The organism is Alteripontixanthobacter muriae, from assembly GCF_013336795.1.
Lineage (GTDB): Bacteria > Pseudomonadota > Alphaproteobacteria > Sphingomonadales > Sphingomonadaceae > Pseudopontixanthobacter > Pseudopontixanthobacter muriae.
The window spans coordinates 167011-188642 of record NZ_JAAFZT010000020.1 but is presented as its reverse complement, the minus strand read 5'-3'; the positions used below and the strand labels follow the sequence as shown (position 1 = coordinate 188642).

At 63.0% G+C, this 21632-nt stretch carries 22 protein-coding genes and 1 pseudogene; 9 read left to right on the top strand and 14 right to left on the bottom strand.

The genetic code is table 11. The features are described from left to right. Positions 1 to 93 precede the first annotated feature (93 nt). The 6 genes and pseudogenes from G7A66_RS14615 (at position 94) to G7A66_RS14185 (ending at position 2682) form a co-directional block, all read left to right on the top strand. On the top strand, positions 94 to 417 hold the full coding sequence (locus G7A66_RS14615; RefSeq protein ID WP_408609245.1) for a TadE/TadG family type IV pilus assembly protein: 324 nt from the start codon (positions 94 to 96) through the stop codon (positions 415 to 417). A gap of 66 nt (positions 418 to 483) precedes the next feature. Then, positions 484 to 1146 carry a hypothetical protein gene (locus G7A66_RS14610; RefSeq protein WP_174294990.1) on the top strand — a complete coding sequence of 221 codons (663 nt, stop codon included), beginning with the start codon at positions 484 to 486 and terminating at the stop codon, positions 1144 to 1146. Further along, positions 1091 to 1426: a hypothetical protein gene (locus G7A66_RS07160; RefSeq protein ID WP_206675113.1), complete on the top strand. Its 336-nt coding sequence runs from the start codon at positions 1091 to 1093 to the stop codon at positions 1424 to 1426. Before G7A66_RS14610 ends, G7A66_RS07160 begins: the two co-directional genes overlap by 56 nt. Continuing rightward, positions 1423 to 2046, top strand: coding sequence for a TadE/TadG family type IV pilus assembly protein (locus G7A66_RS07155; RefSeq protein ID WP_174294988.1), 624 nt, complete (start codon positions 1423 to 1425; stop codon positions 2044 to 2046). Before G7A66_RS07160 ends, G7A66_RS07155 begins: the two co-directional genes overlap by 4 nt. Beyond that, a pseudogene (locus G7A66_RS14190) lies at positions 2043 to 2162 on the top strand (TadE/TadG family type IV pilus assembly protein); the annotation flags it as partial. The gene G7A66_RS07155 and the pseudogene G7A66_RS14190, both read left to right, overlap by 4 nt. A gap of 259 nt (positions 2163 to 2421) precedes the next feature. Continuing rightward, on the top strand, positions 2422 to 2682 hold the full coding sequence (locus G7A66_RS14185; RefSeq protein ID WP_232366719.1) for a hypothetical protein: 261 nt from the start codon (positions 2422 to 2424) through the stop codon (positions 2680 to 2682). A 61-nt stretch (positions 2683 to 2743) separates the two neighbouring features. Here the strand turns inward: G7A66_RS14185 and G7A66_RS07145 are convergent, their stop codons facing one another. The 3 genes from G7A66_RS07145 to G7A66_RS07135 are packed head-to-tail and all read right to left on the bottom strand — an operon-like array spanning position 2744 to position 6287. Then, positions 2744 to 4894 carry a TonB-dependent receptor gene (locus tag G7A66_RS07145; protein ID WP_174294987.1) on the bottom strand — a complete coding sequence of 717 codons (2151 nt, stop codon included), beginning with the start codon at positions 4892 to 4894 and terminating at the stop codon, positions 2744 to 2746. Then, positions 4891 to 5136 (bottom strand): hypothetical protein, encoded by a 246-nt coding sequence (locus tag G7A66_RS07140; protein WP_206675099.1) that lies wholly within the window; start codon positions 5134 to 5136, stop codon positions 4891 to 4893. The genes G7A66_RS07145 and G7A66_RS07140 overlap by 4 nt, the downstream gene beginning before the upstream one ends. Then, positions 5133 to 6287 carry a PepSY-associated TM helix domain-containing protein gene (locus G7A66_RS07135; RefSeq protein ID WP_174294986.1) on the bottom strand — a complete coding sequence of 385 codons (1155 nt, stop codon included), beginning with the start codon at positions 6285 to 6287 and terminating at the stop codon, positions 5133 to 5135. Before G7A66_RS07135 ends, G7A66_RS07140 begins: the two co-directional genes overlap by 4 nt. A 202-nt stretch (positions 6288 to 6489) precedes the next feature. On the opposite strand from G7A66_RS07135, the gene dps reads away from it, so the two are divergent. From dps to G7A66_RS07120, 3 genes are all read left to right on the top strand, one after another. Further along, complete coding sequence (gene dps / locus G7A66_RS07130) at positions 6490 to 6990, top strand: DNA starvation/stationary phase protection protein Dps (RefSeq protein WP_174294985.1); 501 nt, start codon at positions 6490 to 6492, stop codon at positions 6988 to 6990. Between the two features lie 151 nt (positions 6991 to 7141). Further along, positions 7142 to 8101, top strand: coding sequence for a S66 peptidase family protein (locus G7A66_RS07125; protein WP_232366708.1), 960 nt, complete (start codon positions 7142 to 7144; stop codon positions 8099 to 8101). A gap of 57 nt (positions 8102 to 8158) precedes the next feature. Next, complete coding sequence (locus G7A66_RS07120; protein WP_174294983.1) at positions 8159 to 9697, top strand: acetyl-CoA acetyltransferase; 1539 nt, start codon at positions 8159 to 8161, stop codon at positions 9695 to 9697. A gap of 15 nt (positions 9698 to 9712) precedes the next feature. Here the strand turns inward: G7A66_RS07120 and G7A66_RS07115 are convergent, their stop codons facing one another. The 11 genes from G7A66_RS07115 to G7A66_RS07065 form a co-directional block, all read right to left on the bottom strand. Beyond that, a complete protein-coding gene (locus tag G7A66_RS07115; RefSeq protein WP_174294982.1) occupies positions 9713 to 10441 on the bottom strand; it encodes a Crp/Fnr family transcriptional regulator in 729 nt (242 codons plus the stop codon). A 176-nt stretch (positions 10442 to 10617) separates the two neighbouring features. Continuing rightward, positions 10618 to 11199 carry a DUF1989 domain-containing protein gene (locus G7A66_RS07110; protein ID WP_174294981.1) on the bottom strand — a complete coding sequence of 194 codons (582 nt, stop codon included), beginning with the start codon at positions 11197 to 11199 and terminating at the stop codon, positions 10618 to 10620. Continuing rightward, positions 11196 to 11882, bottom strand: coding sequence for a guanitoxin biosynthesis heme-dependent pre-guanitoxin N-hydroxylase GntA (gene gntA, locus G7A66_RS07105; protein WP_174294980.1), 687 nt, complete (start codon positions 11880 to 11882; stop codon positions 11196 to 11198). Before gntA ends, G7A66_RS07110 begins: the two co-directional genes overlap by 4 nt. Before the next feature lie 120 nt (positions 11883 to 12002). Continuing rightward, positions 12003 to 13013, bottom strand: coding sequence for a fumarylacetoacetate hydrolase family protein (locus tag G7A66_RS07100; protein WP_174294979.1), 1011 nt, complete (start codon positions 13011 to 13013; stop codon positions 12003 to 12005). 13 nt (positions 13014 to 13026) lie between these two features. Continuing rightward, positions 13027 to 14202, bottom strand: coding sequence for an acyl-CoA dehydrogenase (locus G7A66_RS07095; RefSeq protein ID WP_408609246.1), 1176 nt, complete (start codon positions 14200 to 14202; stop codon positions 13027 to 13029). A gap of 93 nt (positions 14203 to 14295) precedes the next feature. Next, complete coding sequence (locus G7A66_RS07090) at positions 14296 to 15171, bottom strand: HpcH/HpaI aldolase/citrate lyase family protein (protein WP_174294977.1); 876 nt, start codon at positions 15169 to 15171, stop codon at positions 14296 to 14298. Next, positions 15168 to 17129 carry an acetate--CoA ligase gene (gene acs / locus G7A66_RS07085; RefSeq protein ID WP_174294976.1) on the bottom strand — a complete coding sequence of 654 codons (1962 nt, stop codon included), beginning with the start codon at positions 17127 to 17129 and terminating at the stop codon, positions 15168 to 15170. The genes G7A66_RS07090 and acs overlap by 4 nt, the downstream gene beginning before the upstream one ends. Before the next feature lie 70 nt (positions 17130 to 17199). After that, positions 17200 to 17961 carry a hypothetical protein gene (locus G7A66_RS07080; protein ID WP_174294975.1) on the bottom strand — a complete coding sequence of 254 codons (762 nt, stop codon included), beginning with the start codon at positions 17959 to 17961 and terminating at the stop codon, positions 17200 to 17202. A gap of 117 nt (positions 17962 to 18078) precedes the next feature. After that, positions 18079 to 18816: an OmpA family protein gene (locus G7A66_RS07075; RefSeq protein WP_174294974.1), complete on the bottom strand. Its 738-nt coding sequence runs from the start codon at positions 18814 to 18816 to the stop codon at positions 18079 to 18081. A gap of 75 nt (positions 18817 to 18891) precedes the next feature. Further along, entirely contained in the window at positions 18892 to 20478 is a 1587-nt protein-coding gene (locus tag G7A66_RS07070) for a lipopolysaccharide biosynthesis protein (RefSeq protein ID WP_174295017.1), read from the bottom strand. A gap of 17 nt (positions 20479 to 20495) precedes the next feature. Further along, positions 20496 to 21521, bottom strand: coding sequence for an NAD(P)H-dependent glycerol-3-phosphate dehydrogenase (locus G7A66_RS07065; RefSeq protein WP_174294973.1), 1026 nt, complete (start codon positions 21519 to 21521; stop codon positions 20496 to 20498). Between the last annotated feature and the right edge of the window lie 111 nt (positions 21522 to 21632).

The following is a 21632-nucleotide window of genomic DNA, read 5'->3' as shown; positions in this document are numbered from 1 at the left end:
AAAAATCATAGGTTGATCATCGTTAATCCCGGAGGTGCATGGACGCGCAGAGCGTCTTCCAATGCGACTCTGCATTGAAGATTCAGGGTAAAAATGAACTGCGGCTCTTTCGTTCATCGCGAAGGATGCGGTTTCGAAGTGTCTTTACCTGCTGTGAGGTTCTTTGCCTTAGCCCTCCTCTCCATACTCGGGAGTGGTGGGCTGATCGTGGACGACAAGAACAGATTCCTTCCGTCCCTCGCAAGAAATAGCAGCGGCAACGCGCTGGCGATCTTCGCGGCTGCTCTGGTGCCGATGACCATCATGGTGGGCAGCGGTCTCGATGTCGGTGTCACATACATGGCCCGCGCCAAGCTGCAGAACGCTCGCGATGCTGGCGCGCTCGCCGGCAGGCAGGCCATGCAGGGCAATGCCTAGGGCAACGCGACCGAGCCCGAGGCGGAAAAGTTCTTCGACTTCAACTTCCCCGCAGGCCTCTATCGTGTGCTCGACGATGCTGACAACGGCTCTGTCACGCGCTTCGGCATCGTGCCTTACTCGCACACCGTGAATGTCGGCCGGTCGCTGCGCAACAGGGATATCCAGGTCAATCAGGACTATGCCGACCGCGAAGTCGCCAGCTATGGCCGCAATTGCTATTACACCTACGGTACCAAGATGATTCACGTCAGCCAATCGTCGTGGAACAACGGCAAGGGCGGTGGCACTGAAGGCAATCGCCAGAGTTTTCGTACCAGTGGCGATGCCTGTATCGAGGAACGCCCCTCCATCGGCAACGGCTTCGATCCGGTCCGCATCGAGGATACGATCAGCCGGAGCGACATCGACGACATGGCGCGGAACGGGAATGACGACGCGCGTCAGTTCGGCCGCTACGACCCCGCGTGCAGGAAGCGCAGAGCCAATCCGGCTGCCCATCCGAATCAACCAAGCTCCAGTCCTATGGCGGTGAGGACGCTTTTCAAACGGCCATCGACGACGCAACCGCCAGGGTCACTGGCGGCACCTATCATGATGTCGGCATGCTCTGGGGTACGAGATTCATTTCGCGTACCGGTTTCTTCGAAAGCGAGAATCCGAAATAGACGGAGTGCCGGTCAATCAGCACATCGTCTTCATGACGGACGGTATGCTGGACACCGGTGAGTATCTCTATTCGGCGCATGGAGTTGAACGCTACCAGTCCCGAACGAGAGGCAGCGGTTCCCAGAACGAGCGCCATCTGAGCCGTTTCGACTCCGTATGTTCGCGGGCAAAGGCCATGGGCGTTACCGTATGGGTGATCGCGCTGGATGTGACGGATACGGAAGATGTGGCGGACTGCGCGACCAGTGCAGCGCATTTCTACACGTCTGACGGGTCTGATCTGGAAGAGATATTCCAGACCATTGGGCAAGGTATCGGCAATCTCAGGCTGACCCGGTGAAGGCCGCGTCGTTCCTGCGCCGACTGGCCGCCGATACGGGCGGCGCGACAATCGTCGAATTTGCGGCAATCGCGCTGCCCATGTGCGTCCTGCTGGTCGGCGGGCTTGATCTGGCGCACCAATCCTATGTGCGGACGGTTATGCAGGGCGCGCTGAACGATGCAGCACGCCGCGCCGCTGTCGAACGCCCCGATCTGTCCGGTGCCGGCGTGACCATCGAAGAACAGGTAGAGAGCACCCTGAAGGAAATCGTCGGGCCGATCGCGGCCGATGCACAGATCGATATCGACCAGAAGAGCTATTTCGACTTCAACTCCATCAAGAACCCCGAAAAGCTGATGACCGACGTGAACGAAAACGGCGAATTCGACGAAGCGGATGGCGATTGCTGGGAAGATACCAATGAAAACGGCGAGTTCGATCTGGATGGCGGTTTCGAGGGCAAGGGCGGAGCCAGCGATGTCGTTTTCTACCGCGCGCAGGTGACGATGCCGCGACTGTTTTCGGGCGCGATGTTCGGCACGGCTGGGCAGATCGAGATGAATCTTGAGACCGCAGTTCGCAACCAGCCCTATGGCAATCAGGGAACGGCGCCGGTCATCTTCGCCGAAGCGACATGACAGAAGGTGGACTGTTCCCTTTTCTGAAAAGAGTGTGGCGAGCCAACGAAGGTCTCGCCTTCGTCGAGTTTGCCTTTGCCGCACCGATCTTCTTCACGCTCGTGCTGGGCGGGATAGAGATCACCAATCTCACCATCGCTCATCTTCGTGTGAGCCAGATCGCCATGACCGTGGCGGATAATGCCGGGCGTGTGACCAGCGGCATCGACGAGGCGAATGTCTACGAGGTTTTCGCCGGTGGAGAATTGATCGGCGAGGCGCTGGACTTCACCGAAAACGGGCGAATCGTCCTTTCCTCGCTCGAAGACAACCGGCTGAATAGGGGGCCGGGCGGGTCAACAGATCCGCTGGCAGCGCTGCTGGGGCGAACTGGATGTGGAGCCCCGTTATGGCTCCCAAGGAGACGGTTCGGGCGACTCCTCCCTGGCCAATGGAATGGGAGCCAGTGGCAACCGCATCGCCGCCATGAAGGAAACCGCGGTAATGTTCGTCGAAGTGACTTACGACTATCAGCCGATCGTCGGGACCGGCTTCTTCGATCCGCCGCAGATCCGCTACGAAAGCGCCTTCAACGTGCGCGGGCGGCAGAACAATGCGCTCAGCAATACGCAAAACCTCCGTACGCTGAACTGCTGAACCGGGTTCTGATCACCGGTGAGCGCCCGTGGACGAGGCACCTCACCGGTGATTGCACAGGTCAGAAATCAGCCGAAATCGAGGCTTTCACCGTGCGCGGTTCACCCTGGAGCAGCGCGGATGAAAATGTATCGAATGCCGAGGCCCAATACCGCTCGTTCGTCACATTATCGACCGATACGCGCAGAGTGACGGGCCTTTGCGCCGCGACGAACACGTAGCGGGCACCGACATCGAAGCGGGTCCAGTCGTCAATCTCCAGTGTGTTTGCGGCATCCACCCATTGCTCGCCGGTATGCACGACACGGCCGGTCAGGGTCACGCCCGGAGCAATCCCGAGATCCCATTCCACATCGGCATTGGCGGTGAAGCCGGGCACCCCGGGCACCTCTGCGCCGCCTTCGAATTCGGCATCCGTCACGGCAGCGCCGGCAATGATGCGCAGGCCGGGAGCAAGCGAGCCGTTGGCCGTGAACTCCAGCCCCTTGTGCTGCTGGTCACCCAGATAGCCGAAGCTGCCATCTGGCAGGATCCCTTCGCCGGGGCGCTCGATCTGGTAGGCTCCGGCGCTCAGGAACATGGCACCGAGCCGCAGCTTGGCACCTGCTTCATATTGCACCGAACGCCGCGGTGCGAGGATGGCGCCGGGGTTCGTGACGAGTGCAGGATCGAGCGGCGCGCTCGGGCCCTGCTGCAATGCCTCGATCCGATTGGCGTAAAGCGAGAGGCCCTCCACCGGCTTCACCACCACTCCGGCGACGGGCGTAACGGCGTTTTCGGAATAGCTGGTCTCTTCCTCTCCGGTGGCATAGCTGAAGCCGGTCACGTCGATGGATTGCAGCCGCAACCCGCCGGTCAGCAGGACGGAATCGCCTGCCAAACCGATCGTGTCGGAGGCGAATACGCTGGACAGGCGCGTTTTGACTATCGGGAACGGATCGCCGAGGTCACCGCCCACGAACGTCGATGACGGCAGCGCCACCTGCGGCGTGTCGTACAGGTTCGTGGCAAAACCGGCGAAGTTCGGCCCATACAGGAAGTCATAGGCATTGCGGTTGACCTGCCAGACGGCATTGCCGCCGAAATTGATCTCATGCGTGATTGCATCGCCAAGATTGACGCGCAGCCCGGCCTCGACAGCTTCGTTATTGTCGGTGCGCGGAACGAACAGGGCCGTACCGTTCGCAGCACCGGTCACGGCGTCGAACACGGTTATGCCGCCATAGATGCCATCCTCGCGCCCGTCGCGTGCACCTGCCTTGGCATAGAGCAGGGCATTCTCCGCCAGATCATATTCCAGGCCAAGCGTGCCGAAGACGTCGCGCAGCTCGGAATAAGTGAAATCCTGCGCGTAATTAGCGTCGGCTTCAGGGACGGCTGGCACTGCCGCGCTGGCGATCGTCACTTTAGGGCGCAGATTGTCGACCCGGATTTCCTGAAAAGCTAGGTCCGCTGCGGCGCGGAACCGGCCACCGTCATAATCGACGGCACCGCCGATGACGCGCGTGCGGCGATATTCCTCGTTGATGGAAGTTTCGCCGTCGCGGTAGGCACCATTGATGCGGACACCCCATTGATCCGCGTTGCCGAAGCGGCGCGACACATCGAAGCTGCCGCCGAATTGTGCGGTCTCGGCATAGTTGAGGGTGAATCGGTTCAGATCGCGAAGCTCGGCGCGCTTCAGCACCAGATTGACGCTGCCGCCAAGGCCGGAACCGCCGGGTGCAGCCCCGTTCAGGAAAGCGCTGGCGCCGTTCAACACCTGCACGCTGCCGTATAATTGCGGCGCCACCAGCTGCCTCGGAGCGATGCCAAACAGGCCGTTCACGCCGATATCGTCGCCGAACAGGGGGAACCCGCGAATGATGAACAGTTCCGCCGCATTGCCAAAACCGAACGATGTGCGGATCGTCGGATCGTTCTCGAGCACGTCACCCAGGGTCTGGGGCTGCTGGTTCAGGATCAGGCTTTCGTCATAGGACCGAATGGCGAAGGGCAGATCCTCCGCTACCTTGTCGCCGAGCACGCCGGCATTCCCGCCATTGATGACGTTGGTGGCGTTGCGCCCCTGCGCCGTGACGATGATGATCCCGTCGACATCGTCGGGCGCGGTGGACGGAACATTCTGGGCCAGCGCGGCGGCTGGCAGCATGGCCGCAGCCAAGGCAGCGATGCTGGCCGAACCGGAAAGGACGGAAAAACGGTAAATCATGAACGGGCTTTCACTGTAACGGGATTGCGGGTCTGCGACTTGCGGCGCAGGCTGAGGATGATGAGAACGGGGCCAAGCGCGACGAGCGCCACGGCCACCACGTCGCGGTAACCGTCTCCGGTGAGGCCGAGGATCAGTCCAGCCAATGCCGCGATGGAGATGACCAGAGGCCAGAAGAATATCTGCATGGTCGACTGGCGCGGCACCCGGCCAGCCATTCGCGCGTATTTGCGTGCGGTCATGCCGGCACCTCCGAAGGATGACGGTAAAGTTCTGCAATACGGAGCTCGGTATCTGCGGGCTTGCGCCGCCACCACAGCATCAGACCGCTCCACAAGACGTGGATGGTTGCCAGGGTCAGAAGCGCCCAGACCACCTTGAGCGGCCAGCCGCCGTAATCGCCGAAATGCAGCGGCTTGGACATCATCAGCGCCTGATTCAGCGCGGGCATGGTTCTTGTGTCGGTCAGCGCGCCGCTTTCTGCATCCACCAGTGCCGGGGTGAGCAAATTCTGCGTCAGCGGGCGGTCGCCCTGGAAGAAGATCGCGTAATGGTGGCCTGACGACCACGCACCGCCGGGAAAGCCGATGAATTGCGGGCTGCGGCCGGGCAGCGCGCTCTGCGCCGAAGCCATCGCGCGGTCGAGTGATCCGTAGCGCCAAGGCGGCAGGGCCGGTTCGCCTTCATAGGCTGCGGCCATTGCCGCCACTTCGCCGTCGCGCCAGCTTTCGGTCAGCGGATCGGCAAAGGCGTTGATCGCGCCCGTGACGCCGATCACCACCATCCAGGCGAAGGCGACCACTCCCAGCAGATTGTGCTGGTCCAGACGCCGGACCCGTTCGTTACGGCCGCTGCGCAGCGTACCGAAACGCTGCCGCGCCATGAAGGGCGCGTAGAGCACTACGCCGGAGATGAGCGCCACGACGAAGAGCACACCCATCGCGCCGAGCAGCAACGCACCCGGCAGGCCGAGAAACATGTCGGTATGCAGTTGCAGGAGGAAATCCATGAACCAGTTTGTCGGCGCAGGGCCGAGCGATGCGCCCGTCGCGCGATCGAAGAACAGCAGGCTCATCTCCTCGCCGCCTGCAGCGGGCGATGGTCCGGTAGTTACGGTGATCAGCGGGCTGTCCTGGCTGAAGGCCATGAACAGCGGAACTTCGCCCGGTTTTTCGGCGAGGGCGGTGGCCATGATGCTATCGAGGGGCAGCCCCGCTTCTGCCGATGCCGGGCCGGAAAGCGCATTTTCGGCGTCACCGCTCATCATCGCGTCGATCTCGTCATGGAAGATCAGCGGCAGGCCTGTCACGCACAGCATGAACAGGAATGCCGTGGGCACAAGGCTGCTCCATTTGTGGATCATGATCCAGATTCGGATGCTGCGGCGTTTCATGCCAGCGCAGCTAGGAGAAACTGCTCCGAGCGTCAATGAGAATGACTTGCAATAGCGCCCTTCAGTCCTCCTGGACCGGTATTCTTCAGATGCCAGGGCGCCGTCGCCGGATTTGGAACTCCGCCCCATGCTGCCCGTTCATGAAGCAGAGCCTTCCGCCGTCTGCGGCGAAGGCAATTCATTTCAGCAACAGGATGACTCCATGGAACAGATTTACGTAGCCGGTCTGGACGACAAGGCCCGCGAAAATTCGATCAAGCTTCTCAACGAACGGCTTACCGACAGCATCGACCTGTCGCTGGCGGTGAAACAGGCACATTGGACCATTCGCGGCCCGAGCTTCATCGGCCTGCATGAATTGCTCGACGCCATTTCCGAACGCATGCGCGACCGGACCGACATGATTGCCGAACGCGCCATCATTCTCGGCGGCCATACGCCCGGCACCGTGCAGGCGGTCGACAAGGGCAGCAAGCTGGAGCCCTATCCCGCCGACATCAAGTTCCAGAAGGACCATGTCGAGGCGCTGACTTCGCGCTTCGTCGCTTTTGGCAAGCATCTGCGCGAGTCGATTGAGAAGGCCGAAGATGCCGGCGATGTGGACACGTCCGACCTGTTCACTGAAGTCAGCCGCGGCATCGACAAGGACGCCTGGTTCCTGGGCGCGCATTATGACGAAGCGAACGCCAAGACGAAGAGTTGATCGATTGTTCCACTAGAGCCGCAGCCCGTCGCCCCGTATGGGTCGGCGGGTTGCTTCATATCCGCTCCCTGGCGAAGATGCTGCCGCCATGCTGAACCGTCGCCAAATTCTAGCGAAAAGCGGAGGGCTTGCGGCAGCATTGGCGCTGCCGATGAGCTTGCCGGCATCCGCTGCGGCAGCAGCAAGCTCCAAGCCTCCGCGCCTGCAGCCCGGCGACAGGGTGGGGCTCGTGCGGCCCGCCAGCTTCTCCGATGAGGAGAACCGGGTCGAGAATGTGGAATATACCATTCGCGGCATGGGTCTGGTACCGGTGCGGGCTGCCAATCTTGACGCGCGTTTCGGCTATCTCGCCGGGACGGATCGCCAGCGCGCCGCCGATCTGAACGCAATGTTCGCGGACCCTGAGATCAAGGCGGTCTTCGCCCTGCGCGGAGGCTGGGGCAGTGCCCGGCTGCTTTCGCTGCTCGACTGGGACGTAATCCGCAGTAACCCCAAATTGCTGATCGGCTTCAGCGACATCACCGCGCTGCACCTCGCCTTTGCGAAGCATGCCGGATATGCGACCATTCACGGCCCCAATGGCGCGAACAGCTGGCCCGCGCCCAGCTGGGACAGTCTGTGGCGACTGGCCTTTGCAGGGGCAACGCCGGTGCTGGGCAATGGCGATTATCCGGGCGCGCGCAATGTGCTGACCCTGCGCAGCGGCACGGCGCAGGGGCGGCTGCTCGGTGGTAATCTGTCCGTTCTCGCAGCGCTTGTCGGTACACCCTGGTTACCCGATTTCGACGGGGCCGTGCTGTTTCTGGAAGATGTGGGCGAGGCTGTATACCGCGTGGACAGGATGCTGAGCCAGCTGGCCTTGTCCGGCATGTTGTCCCGGCTGTCGGGCGTCGTTTTCGGACAATGCACGCGCTGCAGCGGCGACGAGAGCGCGAGCGGATTTTCAGTAACGGACGTACTGCGCCAATATCTCGTGCCGCTGGAAATCCCGGCTTTTACCAACGCCAACATCGGCCATGTCGCGGGGCAGTTGAGCCTGCCCTCCGGCGCAACTGTGGAGATGGACGCGGTAAGCGGCACTATCCGCCTGCTGGAGCCGATTACGACCTGATCGCCGCTTACCTGCCGCGCTGTTGCATCCGCAAGCACCACGCCGGATAGTGGCGGCATGAACGATTCAGATGATTACATTTCCGACGAAACGCCAGTTATCATCGGTGCAGGCCAGTCTTCGGAACGCATAGGTGAGGCTGGTTACCGGCAATTATCGCCGATGGAGCTCGCGGCAGAGGCTTTGCGGGCTGCCATCAGCGACAGCGGGGCAGGGCCGAAGGATCTCGCCACAGCCATCGACACCGTGGCAGCCATTCGCCAGTTCGAGATTTCCACGCCGGGTGCGGAAGCCCCTTTCGGCAAGTCGAATAATCCGCCGCGCTCGATCGCACGCCGGGTCGGCGCCGATCCGGACCGCGCTATATTGGAGGTCGTCGGAGGACAGGGGCCGCAGGATCTGGTCGGCGAACTGGCTGCGGAGATCGCGGCAGGGCGCAGCCGATGCGCTGCGATCGTCGGGGCGGAAGCGATCTCGACCATGCTTGATCTAAGAAGACGGGGCGTGGAAGCCGATTGGTCGGAGCATTGCGAAGGCACGCTGGAAGATCGTGGCTACGGCATGTCGGGCATGATCGATGCGACCCTGATCGCCAACGGCATGGGCCGCCCGATCCCCGGCTATGCCTTGTTCGAAAACGCCCGCCGCGCCGCCTTTGGCCTGTCGCCCGAGGACTACCGCGCTGCAATGGGCGAGTTGCTGGCTCCGTTCACGGATGTTGCCGCGAACAATCCCCATGCAGCGATGCAGGAAAGGATGACGGCGGCACAACTGGCTCAGGTGGATGAGCGCAACCGGCTGGTTGCCGAACCCTACGCCCGGTTCGCCATCGCGCGCGATCAGGTAAACCAGGGCGCTGCGATCATCCTGACCTCGGCTGGCACGGCGCGAGAACTTCTGGTGCCCCGCGAACGCTGGATATTCGTTCACGCGTCCGTCTCGGCAAAGGAAGCGTCGGTGCTGCAGCGCGCGGATCTGTCGCGCAGCCCTGCCGCAATCGGAGCCGTTCGGGAGGCGCTGGCGTTAGCGGAGCGCGGCATCGATGAGATCGGCTTCATGGATCTGTATAGCTGCTTCCCCATCGCCGTGTTCAACATCATGGACGCCTTCGGCCTGAAGGCGAGCGATCCGCGGCGGCTGACGCTGACCGGAGGACTTCCGTTCTTCGGCGGCGCGGGCAACAATTATTCCGCTCATGCCATTGCCGAGGCGGTCCAGCGCCTGCGCGTGAACCGCGACGCCTTTGCACTGGTGGGCGCGAATGGCGGCATCATGAGCAAATATGCGTGCGGAATCTATTCAGCGCGGCCCGCGGGTTGGTCTGCAGACAGAGTCAGGCGGCCGCCGGAGGTTCAGCCTTCGGTTGCGATCGCCGAAATCGCGAACGGGCCAGGCATGGTTGAAAGCTACACCTATATGCCTGAACGGAATGGTGGGACGTATGGCATTGTCGCCCGGCTCGCCGATGGCAGGCGCGCCGTGGCAATGGAGGATGGGGCCAGAGCGGCGGGACTGGCCGCCCTGGGCGAACCGATCGGGCGAGACGTCCTGCTAAGCAGCGGAGAGCGCGGGCGGAATTCTTTCACCTTCAACTGAACGGCCCAACGCTTGCTAGGTGATCGCATTCACCGAAAGTTCGTCGTGCACTGCAAGATCTCCGGCACCGTAGAGGTAGGAAGGGTCGAAATGTGCGAATTGCGCCAGCCGGGATCGGTCACGGCAAAAGACGCGCCCCCGGCGAAATTCGACAAGACCAGCTTCGCGCAATTCCCGGAGCATACGATTCACGTGAATGGGCGTGCTGCCAGTGATCTCGGCAAGATCTGACTGGCGCAGGGGAGACGAGAAACCATCCTCACGCGCAAGGCCGACCATCTCCAGCTTCGCCCATAATTCGCAGAAGAAATGCGCAATTCTCTGGTCAACTCGCAACTCACCCATCTTCAGAATCCAGGTGCGGTGAACCGCGGCGTCGAGCAGGGTAGAAAACCAGAACAACCGGGCAAGATGCGGTTCCTGCTCCATCATGATGCGCAGATCCTCGTGCCGCGCATATCCGACAAGAGCCGGACCAAGAACGGTGATGTCATGATCGAGTCGCTTCAGCGCAAAAGCATGCATATCGACGAAGTCGCCAGGCACATGCGTGGCGAGGATGTGACGCTTCTCGCCGCTCTGCACCGATCGCAGGATGAAACCTTCGATCAGGATTGTGCTGTGTTCGACGATGGCGCCCCGCCGCAGCAACATTTGTCCATCCTCCACGCGTTCCGTCCTGGTGATGAGGGCTTCCACGACGCCGGCCTCGCGATGGGTCAGCGCCTGGCGCAAGCGCCCCATGAGGAACCTGCCAGTGAGTGGGAATTCTTCATGTCCGATTGTAATCTAGCCCCGTCAAGTTGCAGCGTGCAGTCGCAAGGTCTAGAAGCAATCCGTCCGGCAGGCAATCAGGACCGGGGCAGCGGCGCGTTGCGTTTGTTCGGCTGCAAAAAGTGCGAAATGTGTCGCGACTGATCTCAGCCAGGATTGATTTCATAGCCGATCGGCCCGAAATCACCGCCGTTCGACGCATAGGCGGAGCAAGCGGTCAGACCGATGATGCAATCCATGCGTGCAAGCAGATCGATGTGGTCGCCTGCACGGCTCGGCGGCGGCAGAACTTCCAGCGAGCCATCCTCGGCCACCGGCACATTCATGAACACGTTGAAAGCGGTCGGGATCGAATCTTCGTTGATGCCGAAGGGTTCAAGCGCCTCCGCAAGATTGCCGAAGCATCCACGGTGTACAGGCTTGCCCGGGTAGAAATGCCGGAAGGTCGCCTTGCTGCAGGGAGTCAGCAGAAAGTCGTGCCTGCCGACCGTGTCTGCAGTAATCTCCAGCATGGGGTTGGACCGATTGGAATAGAGGACATGGCCCTTGGTGAGCGCAATCGTCTCCTCGTAATCGAAGGTGCGGCCGTTGCTGATGACCTCGCGAACATCGTCCGCCGAATAGGCCAGCAGATCGGCGACCTGCGTTCCGCCGGGATCGGTTACGCGCAGTGTCTGTCCTGCATCCAGCCGGAAAGCAGTGCCGCTACGCGGGGGTATGACATTCATGAAGCGTCGTTTCTCTTGTCCGAAAAGGGGCAGGTCCAGCCTTCGTCGACCAGTCTGCCGCTATATTGTGCCGCCTCACTGGCCTCTCCGTGGCGGCGCAGCATGGGATTGATGGTCCCGGCCAGAGCCTTGTCGCGGTCGAGAATGGCTTCGCGCATACGCTCGTAGCGCCCGTTCTCGCGCAAATCCTCGAACTGGTCGTGCAGGTTGAAGACGAGCGCCGGTTTCTCAAAGCGGCGGGCAGGGCGCGATGCGGATGGATGCAGGCCGACGACGAAGTAGGCCTCGCCCCCGAAGCTGAGCGAGAAGTGCGGGTCTTCAGGGTCAGGGCTTACATCCTCATCATAAGGTTGCTCCAGCCAGTGATCCTTGTCGGCAAGCGACTGGATCCGCGTCCACATGGCGCGTTCGAACTGCACTTCCGACAGCGAGGCGGGCTGGTTGAAGATGGCGACGATACTGCGCAGGCCCGACTTGTCCTCGCGATAGGCTTGCGACCAATCGAGCAGGCGGCGATGTATCCGCAGATCGTCCCACGCGCTGGTCAGATCGTGGCAGACCATCACATCCAGCGTGTCCCGTGCCAGAGCCGATTTCGCTCCGACGCAGGGAAAAGTATTGTCGCGTATGAATTCACGGAAGGCTTCACCGAGACGTTCGGCCGCAGTCGCGTCTCTGTTCATCAAGTCCAGCAGGGTTCTTCTCCTTGAACCCGAAAGACGAAGGAATTAGGCACAGGTTCCCGATTTATCTTTGTTTATAAAGGGCTGCGTTGAACCGAATGGAAGCCGCTCGCGTGTTCGTCAGACGGTTTCGACCACCTGTTCGATCGCACCGAAGATGGAGTGTCCATCGGCATCGCGCATTTCCATCTTCACCGTGTCTCCGGCATGCATGAAGCGGGTGGTCGGGCTGCCGTCCCTGATGCTTTCGATCATGCGGATTTCCGCGATGCAGCTGTAGCCCTTGCCGCCTTCGCTCACCGGCTTGCCGGGGCCGCCGTCGGCGCCCTTGTTCGACACGGTGCCCGATCCGATGATCGTACCTGCACCGAGATTTCGCGTCCGAGCTGCGTGAGAAACCAGCCGTGCCAGCGAAAAGGTCGCGTCCTGCCCGGCCTCGGCGCGGCCGAAAGGTTCGCCATTGTAATCGACCATCAGCGGCAGATGGATCAGGTTGCCCTGCCATGCATCGCCTAACTCGTCCGGCGTTACAGCCACCGGGCTGAATGTGCTGGCCGGTTTGGACTGGAAGAAGCCGAAACCCTTCCCCAGTTCCTCCGGTATAAGGCCGCGGAGGGAAACATCGTTGCACAGCATGAGCAGCTTGATGTGATCCGCCGCATCTTCGCCTGAGGTGCCGAGCGGCACATCGTCTGTGATGCAGGCGATCTCGCCTTCCATGTCGCAGCCCCATGCCGGGTCGGCCAGGGGAATTGGCCCGCGCGGTGCGAGGAAGCCGTCCGACATGCCCTGATACATCAGCGGATCGTGATAGAAACTGTCCGGCATTTCCGCATTGCGGGCGCGGCGCACCAGTTCGACATGGTTGATATAGGCGCTGCCATCGGCCCATTGGTAGGCGCGGGGGAGAGGGGAGAGCGCCTCGCGTTCGTGGAACCTTTCGCATGGCACCACCTCATGTTCGACATCGGTGTAAAGGGCGGCGAGGCGCGGCGCCACTTGCTCCCAATGGTCGAGCGCGTGCTGCAGCGTGGGCGCAATGTTGTCCGCCGCGCAGTACCGCGTGATGTCCTTGGAAACGACGACAAGCCGGCCGTCACGCGTTCCATTCGCCAGGGATGCCAGTTTCATGTCGCCTGTTCCTTTAAAACGCAGGGATGCCGGTAATCGCCCGGCCGAGGATCAACGCGTGCACGTCATGTGTGCCTTCATAGGTGTTGACCGTTTCAAGGTTCACCATGTGGCGGATGACCTGATATTCTTCGGAAATGCCGTTGCCGCCGTGCATGTCCCGCGCCACGCGCGCGATATCGAGCGCCTTGCCGACATTGTTGCGCTTGACGATGGAAATCATCTCGGGCGCGAACTTGCCCTCGTCCATGAGCCGACCGACGCGGAGCGAAGCCTGCAGGCCCAGCGCGATATCGCTCATCATGTCCGCAAGCTTCAGCTGAAACAGCTGCTTGGATGCCAGCGGCACGCCGAACTGTTCGCGGTCCAAACCGTACTGGCGCGCTGCATGGAAGCAGAATTCCGCCGCGCCCATCGCGCCCCAGCTGATGCCGTAGCGCGCACGGTTGAGACAGCCGAACGGGCCTTTCAGCCCTTCCACATCGGGCAGCAGCGCATCGGCCCCGACCTTTACGTCCTCCATCACGATCATGCCGGTGGTGGAGGCGCGCAGCGACAGCTTGCCTTCGATCTTGGGGGCAGAGAGACCCGCCATGCCCTTTTCCAGAACGAAGCCGCGAATCTTGCCGCCATGCGCCTCGCTCTTCGCCCACACGACGAAGACATCGGCGAAGGGCGCGTTGGAAATCCAGGTCTTCGTGCCGTTCAGGATATAGCCGTCGCCGTTCTTTTTCGCGGTGGTGCGCATTCCGCCGGGGTCGGACCCTGCATCGGGCTCGGTAAGCCCGAAGCAGCCGATGCTTTCACCGCTGGCGAGGGAAGGCAGATATTTGCGGCGCTGTTCTTCAGAACCATACGCCTGAATGGGGAACATCACGAGGCTCGACTGCACCGAAGCCATCGACCGATAGCCGGAATCCACGCGCTCGATCTCACGGGCGATCAGGCCATAGGCGACGTAGCTGGCACCGGCACCGCCATATTCATCAGGGACGGTCGCGCCCAGCAGACCCGCCTGTCCCATCAGCGGGAACAGTTCGGGCGCATCGACCTCATCGCGATAGGCGTCGATGACCCGAGGCTGCAATTCCCCTTGCGCGAAACCGCGTGCGGCATCGCGGATCATGCGTTCGTCTTCGGTCAACTGATCGTCGAGATTGAAGGGATCTTCCCAGGCGAAGGGTGCCATTCCGGCCATGCAAATGCTCCTTTGTCGGCAATAGCTTTCGCAGCAATGCGCAGATCGGGCAAGGGGCTGGCGAGAAAGCAGCTGGTTCGCCCGTCAGCTTGCGGAAGATTGAGAACGCCGCTCGACAGCCTTCTGCATGGCGACCAGGCGTTCGGCCTGCCGCAGATGCAACAGTTCGACCATGCGGCCATCATGACTGATCACGCCCTTTCCGCTGTGTTCAGGGAGAGCGAAAGCGGAGATGATGGCGCGAGCCTGCTCGACTTCGCGCGGCGAGGGTCCGAAAGCGACGTTTGTCGCTGCAAGCTGCTTCGGGTGGATGACCGTCTTGCCGTCGAACCCCAGCAGGGCGCCCTGCTGGCACTCTCGCCGCAATCCGCCGTCATCGTCCAGAGCGTTGAACACCCCGTCGAGAACCGCGAGCCCATGCGCCCGCGCGGTGACCACAGCATTCGTGAGCAAGGGCAGCATGGGCGTTCGCGCCGCATCGTTGCCGCATCGCATCTCCAGCGCCAGATCGTTCGTGCCCATCACCAGCGTCGTCAACCCGCGCTCCTTGCCCAAAGCGGCAATGGCGTCGAGGGCGATGCACCCGGCGCAGGTTTCGACCATGGCCCACAGCGCGATCGCCTCGGGCAGCGCTTCGCGCGCCGGGGCGAGGGCGGCGGGATCGGAAACCTTCGGTAGCAGGACAGCATTGAGCAGACCATCAGAGAGCGAGGACAGCGCCGCCAGATCGGCTTCATGCCACTCCGTCTCGGCGCCATTTACCCGCACGACGAGCATCCTCTCGCCGAAGCCACCGTCCCGCGCAGCCTGCAGCGCGGAATTACGAGCGTCCTGCTTGACGTCGGGAGCCACCGCATCCTCGAGGTCGAGAATGACAGCGTCGCAATCCGCGCTGCGCGCCTTTGCAACCGCCCCGGTTCGATTGGCCGGCAGGTAGAGCGCCGAGCGCAGCAGGGTCATACCCCGGCAGAGCCCGGCCGATTGGCGACCAGATCGTTCACCACTTCCGGATCGGCCAACGTCGAAATATCGCCGAGGCTGGTCACATCGCCCTCCGCAATCTTGCGCAGGATGCGCCGCATGATCTTGCCCGAACGGGTCTTCGGCAGGCCGGGAGCGAACTGGATGACATCGGGCGTGGCGATTGGCCCGATCTCCTTGCGCACCCATTGCACCAGCTCGTCCCGCAGGCCTTCGTCCGGTTCGGTGCCTGCCGTGGTGGTGACATAGGCGTAAATGCCCTGGCCTTTCACCTCATGCGGCATGCCGACGACTGCTGCCTCGGAAACGGCGGCATGGGCGACCAGCGCGCTTTCCACCTCCGCCGTGCCCATCCGATGGCCGGACACGTTGATGACATCGTCAATGCGCCCCGTGATCCAGTAATAACCATCCTCGTCCCGGCGACAGCCGTCGCCGGTGAAGTAATAGCCGGGATAGGCGCTGAAATAGGTCTGGAAGAAGCGCTCGTGATCGCCATAGACGGTCCGCATCTGGCCGGGCCAGCTTTGCCGGACGACCAGCGGCCCTTCCGCCGCGCCTTCCTGCAAATTGCCCTTGTCATCGACGATGCCGGGGATCACGCCGAACATCGGCAGTGTGGCACTGCCGGGCTTCGTCGCGGTGGCACCGGGCAGGGGGGCGATCATCACGCCGCCGGTTTCCGTCTGCCACCAAGTATCGACAATCGGGCAGCGCCCGTCGCCCACGACGTTGTAGTACCAGTTCCACGCTTCGGGATTGATCGGCTCGCCCACGCTGCCGAGCAGTTTCAGGCTGCTGCGGCTGGTGCGGGTGACGTAATCGTCACCTTCGCGCATGAGGGCGCGCAGGGCCGTAGGCGCGGCATAGAATTGCGACACTTCATACTTGTCGACGATCTGCCAGAATCGCGAATGGTCGGGCCAGTTCGGCACGCCTTCGAACATCACGGTGGTCGCGCCGTTCAGCAGCGGACCGTAAACGACATAGGAATGGCCGGTCACCCAGCCCACATCGGCGGCGCACCAGTAGATTTCGCCCGGACGGTAATCGAACACATATTCATGCGTCATGCTGGTCCAGACGGCGTAGCCGCCGGTGGTGTGCAGCACGCCCTTGGGCTTTCCGGTGGAGCCGGAGGTGTAAAGGATGAAGAGCGGGTCCTCGGCGTCCATTTCCTCTGCCGGGCAGGCTTCCGGCTGCTGCGCGCAGGCGGTTCCCCAATCAACGTCGCGGCCCGCGATCATCGGCACATTCGCGCCGGTATGAGCGAGCACGATCACCGATTCCACAGGCTGGCCCTGTGACTGCGTCTTTTCCAGAGCGGCATCGACATTGGCCTTGAGCGGAATGGTCTTTCCGCCCCTGCGCCCTTCGTCCGCGGTGATGACGATGCGGCTGTCGCAATCCACGATGCGGCCCGCCAGCGCCTCGGGCGAGAAACCGGCGAAGACCACCGAATGCACGGCCCCGATGCGTGCGCAGGCCAGCATCGCCACGGCAGCTTCGGGCACCATGGGCAGATAGATCGTGACCCGGTCGCCCTTCTGGACGCCTTGCGCCTTCAGGGCATTGGCGAAGCGGCCGACCTCGCGATAGAGTTCGCGATAGGTGATGCGGCGAGGGGCCTCCTGCGGATCGTCAGGCTCCCAGATGATGGCGAGGTCCTCACCGCGGGCCACCTGGTGCCGGTCCAGGCAATTGGCAGCGATGTTGAGCGTTCCGCCCGTGAACCAGCGGATGTGCAGATCGTCTTCTGCAAAACTCGTATCCTGCACCTGATCGAAGGGCTTGATCCAGTCGATGCGCTGTGCCTCTTCGCGCCAGAACGCATCGGGATCGTCGATCGACTGACGATATTTGCGCCGGTAGGTCTCGCCGTCGATCAGGGCGTTCTTCGCCCATTCCGCTGGCACGTCATGTTTCGCTTGGCTCATCGCTCACCTCCCGTTTGCCTGTTTGCCGAACCTACGCTTGCCGCGCCTTTTCTTTCCGGTGCAGGGGCAATTACAAACGGCCGAACCGGTCCTGATAGGAGCCCATGTCGTTTGCCGCGAGCAGCCGAGCCTGTTCGACCCAATCGTCGCGGCGGATGCGACCGGCGAACCTGCCCAACTGGGCATCCACGCGGTCGATTTCGGCATCGTCCCACGATGCGATCTGGTCGAAGCGCGTGACGCCGAGCACGGCGAGCGCGGCGTTCAGCTTGGGACCAAGGCCCTTGATACGGGTGAGGTCGTCTGCCGCATCCGGGTCGGGCATGGGAGCGATTTCATCTGCCGCCTCCTGCGTTGCGCTTTCCTCCGAAGTTGGCTCCGGAGCGGGGGCTGGCTGCGTAGAAATTTCTTCACCAGTCACAGGCTCTGATTGCCCGACAGGAGTCTCGCTCGCCTCACTCGCTACAGCTTCCGCCGCGCTGCCGGGCGATGCCAGACCTGCCCCGGCGACAGGCGTGACTGGGCGCACCGGAACATCGCGAGGCTCGACAATCTCGCGCTGTGCCGCCTTTGTGGGCGGGGCGGTAGCAGCGGCGCTGGCGGGCCGGGTCACGGGTTCCTGCGCCAGCGGCGTGTCGCGCCGGGCGGCAGGGGCGCTGTCGATCAGGGCCTGATTGCGTCCGGCCTTCGTGCCATCCTCGTCCAGAACATCGCGGCGGTCGGTCGTTACGCCCGTGCGCCGGTTCGCGGCAAACAGGAACCAGGCAACGATCAGTCCTATCAGCAAGGCGACCAGCAGCAGCGGCCAATTGGCCTCGATCAGTTCCATCATAAAGTCTCGTCCTCCATTAACTCGCCCGCGCGGCCCCACGCCATCCAGCCAAGTGCCAGTCCGGCCACATAGGCGACCAGCGCCAGGACAAGGATTTCGAACATTACGGGCATGGCGTCATCGTGCTCCCGGCGTATCGACGGGGGTGGGCTTCAGCGGCTCGGTCGCGATGACCGAAAAATCTATGCGGCGGTTTGCCGGATCTCCGGGATCAAGCCCTTCCACCGGTTCGCGCGAACCAAGACCCAATGCGCGCAATCCGTCCGATGGGATCCCGCGCGCTATCAACGCCCGCTCCACCGCCTCGGCGCGTTCCTGCGACAAAGCGAGGTTGCCTGCTTCCGGACCCGAACTGTCGGTATGGCCGGTGATCGCGATGATGCTGCCGAGGCAGGGGCGAAGCGCGGTCGCCACCTCGTCAAGCAGCGCGCGGCTGGGCTGGTCGATGGTCGCGCGCGATTCCTCGAAACGGATGGAGCGCGCGCGCAAAAGCGCCTCCACATCCTCCTGGCAGTGCAACGGCGATATCGGCACCGCGCCGCTCTCGGCAATGATCGTGCCGTCGGCCCAGCGTACGCCGCCCATGCCGGGTATTGCTGCGACCGCCTGGGCGACCGCTGCACGGGTGCCTTCATCGAGATTTTCGCCGCCATTCAGCACCGGATGGCGCGAGGGCAATTCACCCGCCCTGAAGTCGGCGGTGACGCCGCGCCCTCCGGCCTGCGCGATGGCGCTTTCGGCCGCTTCGGCAAGGCTGGCGGCAAGCGTTTCGCCGCGGGTGGCGGAATAGGCAATGGAAAGGCTCGCCACCAGCAGGGTTCCCGCGATCAGGGTAAGTGTGGGGCGCAGTTCCATCTCGGCAGACCTTAGCCACGGGCGCGGCGGGGATAAAGGGCCATGTTGGACAGCCTCATCGGCTGGCACGCACCATCAGGCAGGAGTGGTTTCGCTGCCACCGAGATTGCGGCGGAACAGCACCCTGTCTTCGGGGCCGAAGCCGCGCCGCCAGATGATCGCGCCATAGACGAAGAGGATCGCGGGTATACCGAACAACAGCTCCGCCCATTCCGGCAGGAAGGTCGCGCCGTAACCCACAAGCACTGCGGGCGCGACGGCATAGACCAGCGCCCAGCGCCAGTTGTTGACCCTGTGGCCGAGAATGCGGCCGAGCATGATCGCCTTCACCAGCGACATCGCGCCCAAGGTGACCATCAGCGCGATGGCCGCGCCCGCCGCTTTCCAGGTTTCGGGATAGCCGAAGCTTTCCACCGCCAGCATGACCGCGACGGTAAGCACAGCCTGAAAGGCGATCGCGCCGACAGAAACCCACAGATTCCGCAACCGGGCAACATAGATGAGCGCCGCTTCGGAAACCACGGCGGTCGCCGCGACGACCTCTGCCGCGAGCAGGAAGGCAAGCGCGCCCGTTCCGCCCACGAAGTTCGGCCCGACGAGGCCCATGACAGCCTCACCCGGGACGCCGAGGGCCAGCGCAATGCCCGCCTGCGCCGCGACGATCCAGAAGCCCACCTGACAGACCTGCCGCGCAATCGCGCCGTAATTCTTTTCTCGCAGGTTACGGGTGATGACAGGCCCGAGAATGGGTTCGAAGCTGGTTTTCAGCTTCTGCGGCAGGCTGGCGACCTGCTGTGCGACATAATAGACGCCGACAGCGGCAGGGGCTGCGAACAGGCCGAGGATGAACAGGTCGAGCCTGCGGGTGCCCCATTCGATGGCGTCGGCGCTCGCCAGAGGGGCTCCGCGGACAGCAAGCCGCCACATCCGGGAAAAGCTGGGCGTCCAGTCTCGCGGCAAGCCATAGCTGTTTCGGAACGGCCAGAACGCGGTGATCGCGGCGGCGTAGATGGAGGCAAGGTAGGCCAGGGCAAGCCCGCTTTCGGGCACGACCAGGAACAGCAGCCCGGCCATGATTGATATGGTCCAGGGCTCGACGATGGCACGTGCCCGGACGGTCGTGGCGATGTCATAGCGATAGGCCTGCGCCGCCAGCGCGATCTCCGTCAGCGCAAGCGCGGGTATGGCAAGGACGATCAGCCGGTCGAGCGTGGTATAATCGCCGCTGGGGAACATCGGCGCGGGCACGAGGTAAAGGAACAGCGCAGCGCCCGACGATACCAGAAAGGCGACCGAAAGACCATCGAACACCAGGCGGGTCTGCGCCGCATCGCTCTCGTCTGTTTCGGCCCCGTCGGACAGGCGCTGCGCCAGCCCGCGCTTTTCTCCCATCGTGCAGAGCATGGCGACGAGTTCGACGACGACGAGCGCCGAGGCGAAACGACCCAACGCTTCCGCGCCGTAGAGACGTCCGGCGATAAACAGGAATGGGATGCGCGCGGCGAGGCGCAGCAGGAAACCGAAGAAATTGGTGCGGCCCCCTTTCGCAAGGGCGGCGATGTCGCCCTGTTCGGTGCCGTCACTGCCGCGGCTTGCGGCCTTGTCCTTGCGGTCGGGATCGCTGCGGTCGGGGTTACCTCCGGCCTCTGCCGGGCCGCCCATCTCCACAGGTGGCAAGCTCACGCAGAGTGATCCGTGTCGCCGCGAATTTCGGCTTTCAACGGGCGGGCGAGCAATTCACGGGCAATCCGGTCTGCGGGTGCGCCGCCGAGCAGGTGACCGACGGCCTGAGTAATGGGCATTGCGATGCCGTGCCGGTCGGCCAGTTCCGCCAGCACCGGCGCGGTAAACGCGCCTTCGGCAACTGTCTTGCGGTCGGCCATCAGTTCCTCTGCCGACTGCCCTTCGCCCAGCGCCTTGCCGAGCGAGAAATTGCGGCTGGCAGTAGACGAGCAGGTCAGGACGAGATCGCCCAATCCGCACAGGCCCGCCAATGTCTCGCGTTCCGCGCCAAGTACTTCGCCGAACCGCAGCATCTCGGCATAGCCGCGCGCGATCAGGGCAGCGCGGGCGTTCTGGCCAAGCCCCAAACCGTCCACAACGCCGCAGGCAATGGCGAGCACGTTCTTCACCGCACCGCCGATTTCCGCACCGGTGACATCGGCGGAGTAATAGGGCCGGAATTCTGGCCGGGCGATGGCCGGGGATAGCCTCGCCCACTGGTCTTCGCCACCCGCACAGGCCAGCGTTACGGCGGTGGGAAGCCCGGCGGCAACCTCATGCGCGAAAGTGGGGCCTGAAAGGATGGCGATGGCACTGCCGGGCGCAGCGGCCGCCGCGACTTCGTTCATCAGACGCCCCGTCCCCGCCTCGATTCCCTTGCTGCACAGGACAAGGTCGCGCGGGGCGGCTGGAAGTGCGCTGACGATGCTGCCGAGATGCTGTGCCGGGGTTACCGCCAGCACGATCGCGCATTCCGATAGATCGGCCAAGTCGTTCGTCGCACGGATAGTCGGCGCGAGGCGGGCAGAAGGGAGATAGACCGAGTTGGTGCGCGCATTGTTGAGTTCGCGAACGAGATCGCCCTCACGCGCCCACAGCAGCACCTGCCGCCCGTCGGAAGCCAGCATCTGTGCCAGCGCGGTGCCCCAGGCACCTGCGCCAAGGACGCCGATGGTGCCTTTCCCCTGCGCCGTTCCCTGCATTGAACTCACCCCTTGTAACCAGCGCCGCGCACGAGTTCCGCCTGCGGATCGAGCGGCCAGCGGGGCTGGGCGGCGATATCCAGCGGGTCGGACTGGCCGAGGCGCTCGACA

Excerpts from the sequence above, each read along its gene's own strand:
- G7A66_RS14615 (WP_408609245.1), top strand. The coding sequence starts at position 94 with ATGAACTGCGGCTCTTTCGTTCATCGCGAAGGATGCGGTTTCGAAGTG.
- G7A66_RS07145 (WP_174294987.1), bottom strand. The coding sequence starts at position 4,894 with ATGATTTACCGTTTTTCCGTCCTTTCCGGTTCGGCCAGCATCGCTGCC.
- G7A66_RS07140 (WP_206675099.1), bottom strand. The coding sequence starts at position 5,136 with ATGACCGCACGCAAATACGCGCGAATGGCTGGCCGGGTGCCGCGCCAG.
- G7A66_RS07135 (WP_174294986.1), bottom strand. The coding sequence starts at position 6,287 with ATGAAACGCCGCAGCATCCGAATCTGGATCATGATCCACAAATGGAGC.
- dps (WP_174294985.1), top strand. The coding sequence starts at position 6,490 with ATGGAACAGATTTACGTAGCCGGTCTGGACGACAAGGCCCGCGAAAAT.
- G7A66_RS07125 (WP_232366708.1), top strand. The coding sequence starts at position 7,142 with ATGAGCTTGCCGGCATCCGCTGCGGCAGCAGCAAGCTCCAAGCCTCCG.
- G7A66_RS07120 (WP_174294983.1), top strand. The coding sequence starts at position 8,159 with ATGAACGATTCAGATGATTACATTTCCGACGAAACGCCAGTTATCATC.
- G7A66_RS07115 (WP_174294982.1), bottom strand. The coding sequence starts at position 10,441 with ATGGGGCGCTTGCGCCAGGCGCTGACCCATCGCGAGGCCGGCGTCGTG.
- G7A66_RS07110 (WP_174294981.1), bottom strand. The coding sequence starts at position 11,199 with ATGAATGTCATACCCCCGCGTAGCGGCACTGCTTTCCGGCTGGATGCA.
- gntA (WP_174294980.1), bottom strand. The coding sequence starts at position 11,882 with ATGAACAGAGACGCGACTGCGGCCGAACGTCTCGGTGAAGCCTTCCGT.
- G7A66_RS07100 (WP_174294979.1), bottom strand. The coding sequence starts at position 13,013 with ATGAAACTGGCATCCCTGGCGAATGGAACGCGTGACGGCCGGCTTGTC.
- G7A66_RS07095 (WP_408609246.1), bottom strand. The coding sequence starts at position 14,202 with ATGGCACCCTTCGCCTGGGAAGATCCCTTCAATCTCGACGATCAGTTG.
- G7A66_RS07090 (WP_174294977.1), bottom strand. The coding sequence starts at position 15,171 with ATGACCCTGCTGCGCTCGGCGCTCTACCTGCCGGCCAATCGAACCGGG.
- acs (WP_174294976.1), bottom strand. The coding sequence starts at position 17,129 with ATGAGCCAAGCGAAACATGACGTGCCAGCGGAATGGGCGAAGAACGCC.
- G7A66_RS07080 (WP_174294975.1), bottom strand. The coding sequence starts at position 17,961 with ATGATGGAACTGATCGAGGCCAATTGGCCGCTGCTGCTGGTCGCCTTG.
- G7A66_RS07075 (WP_174294974.1), bottom strand. The coding sequence starts at position 18,816 with ATGGAACTGCGCCCCACACTTACCCTGATCGCGGGAACCCTGCTGGTG.
- G7A66_RS07070 (WP_174295017.1), bottom strand. The coding sequence starts at position 20,478 with ATGGGCGGCCCGGCAGAGGCCGGAGGTAACCCCGACCGCAGCGATCCC.
- G7A66_RS07065 (WP_174294973.1), bottom strand. The coding sequence starts at position 21,521 with ATGCAGGGAACGGCGCAGGGGAAAGGCACCATCGGCGTCCTTGGCGCA.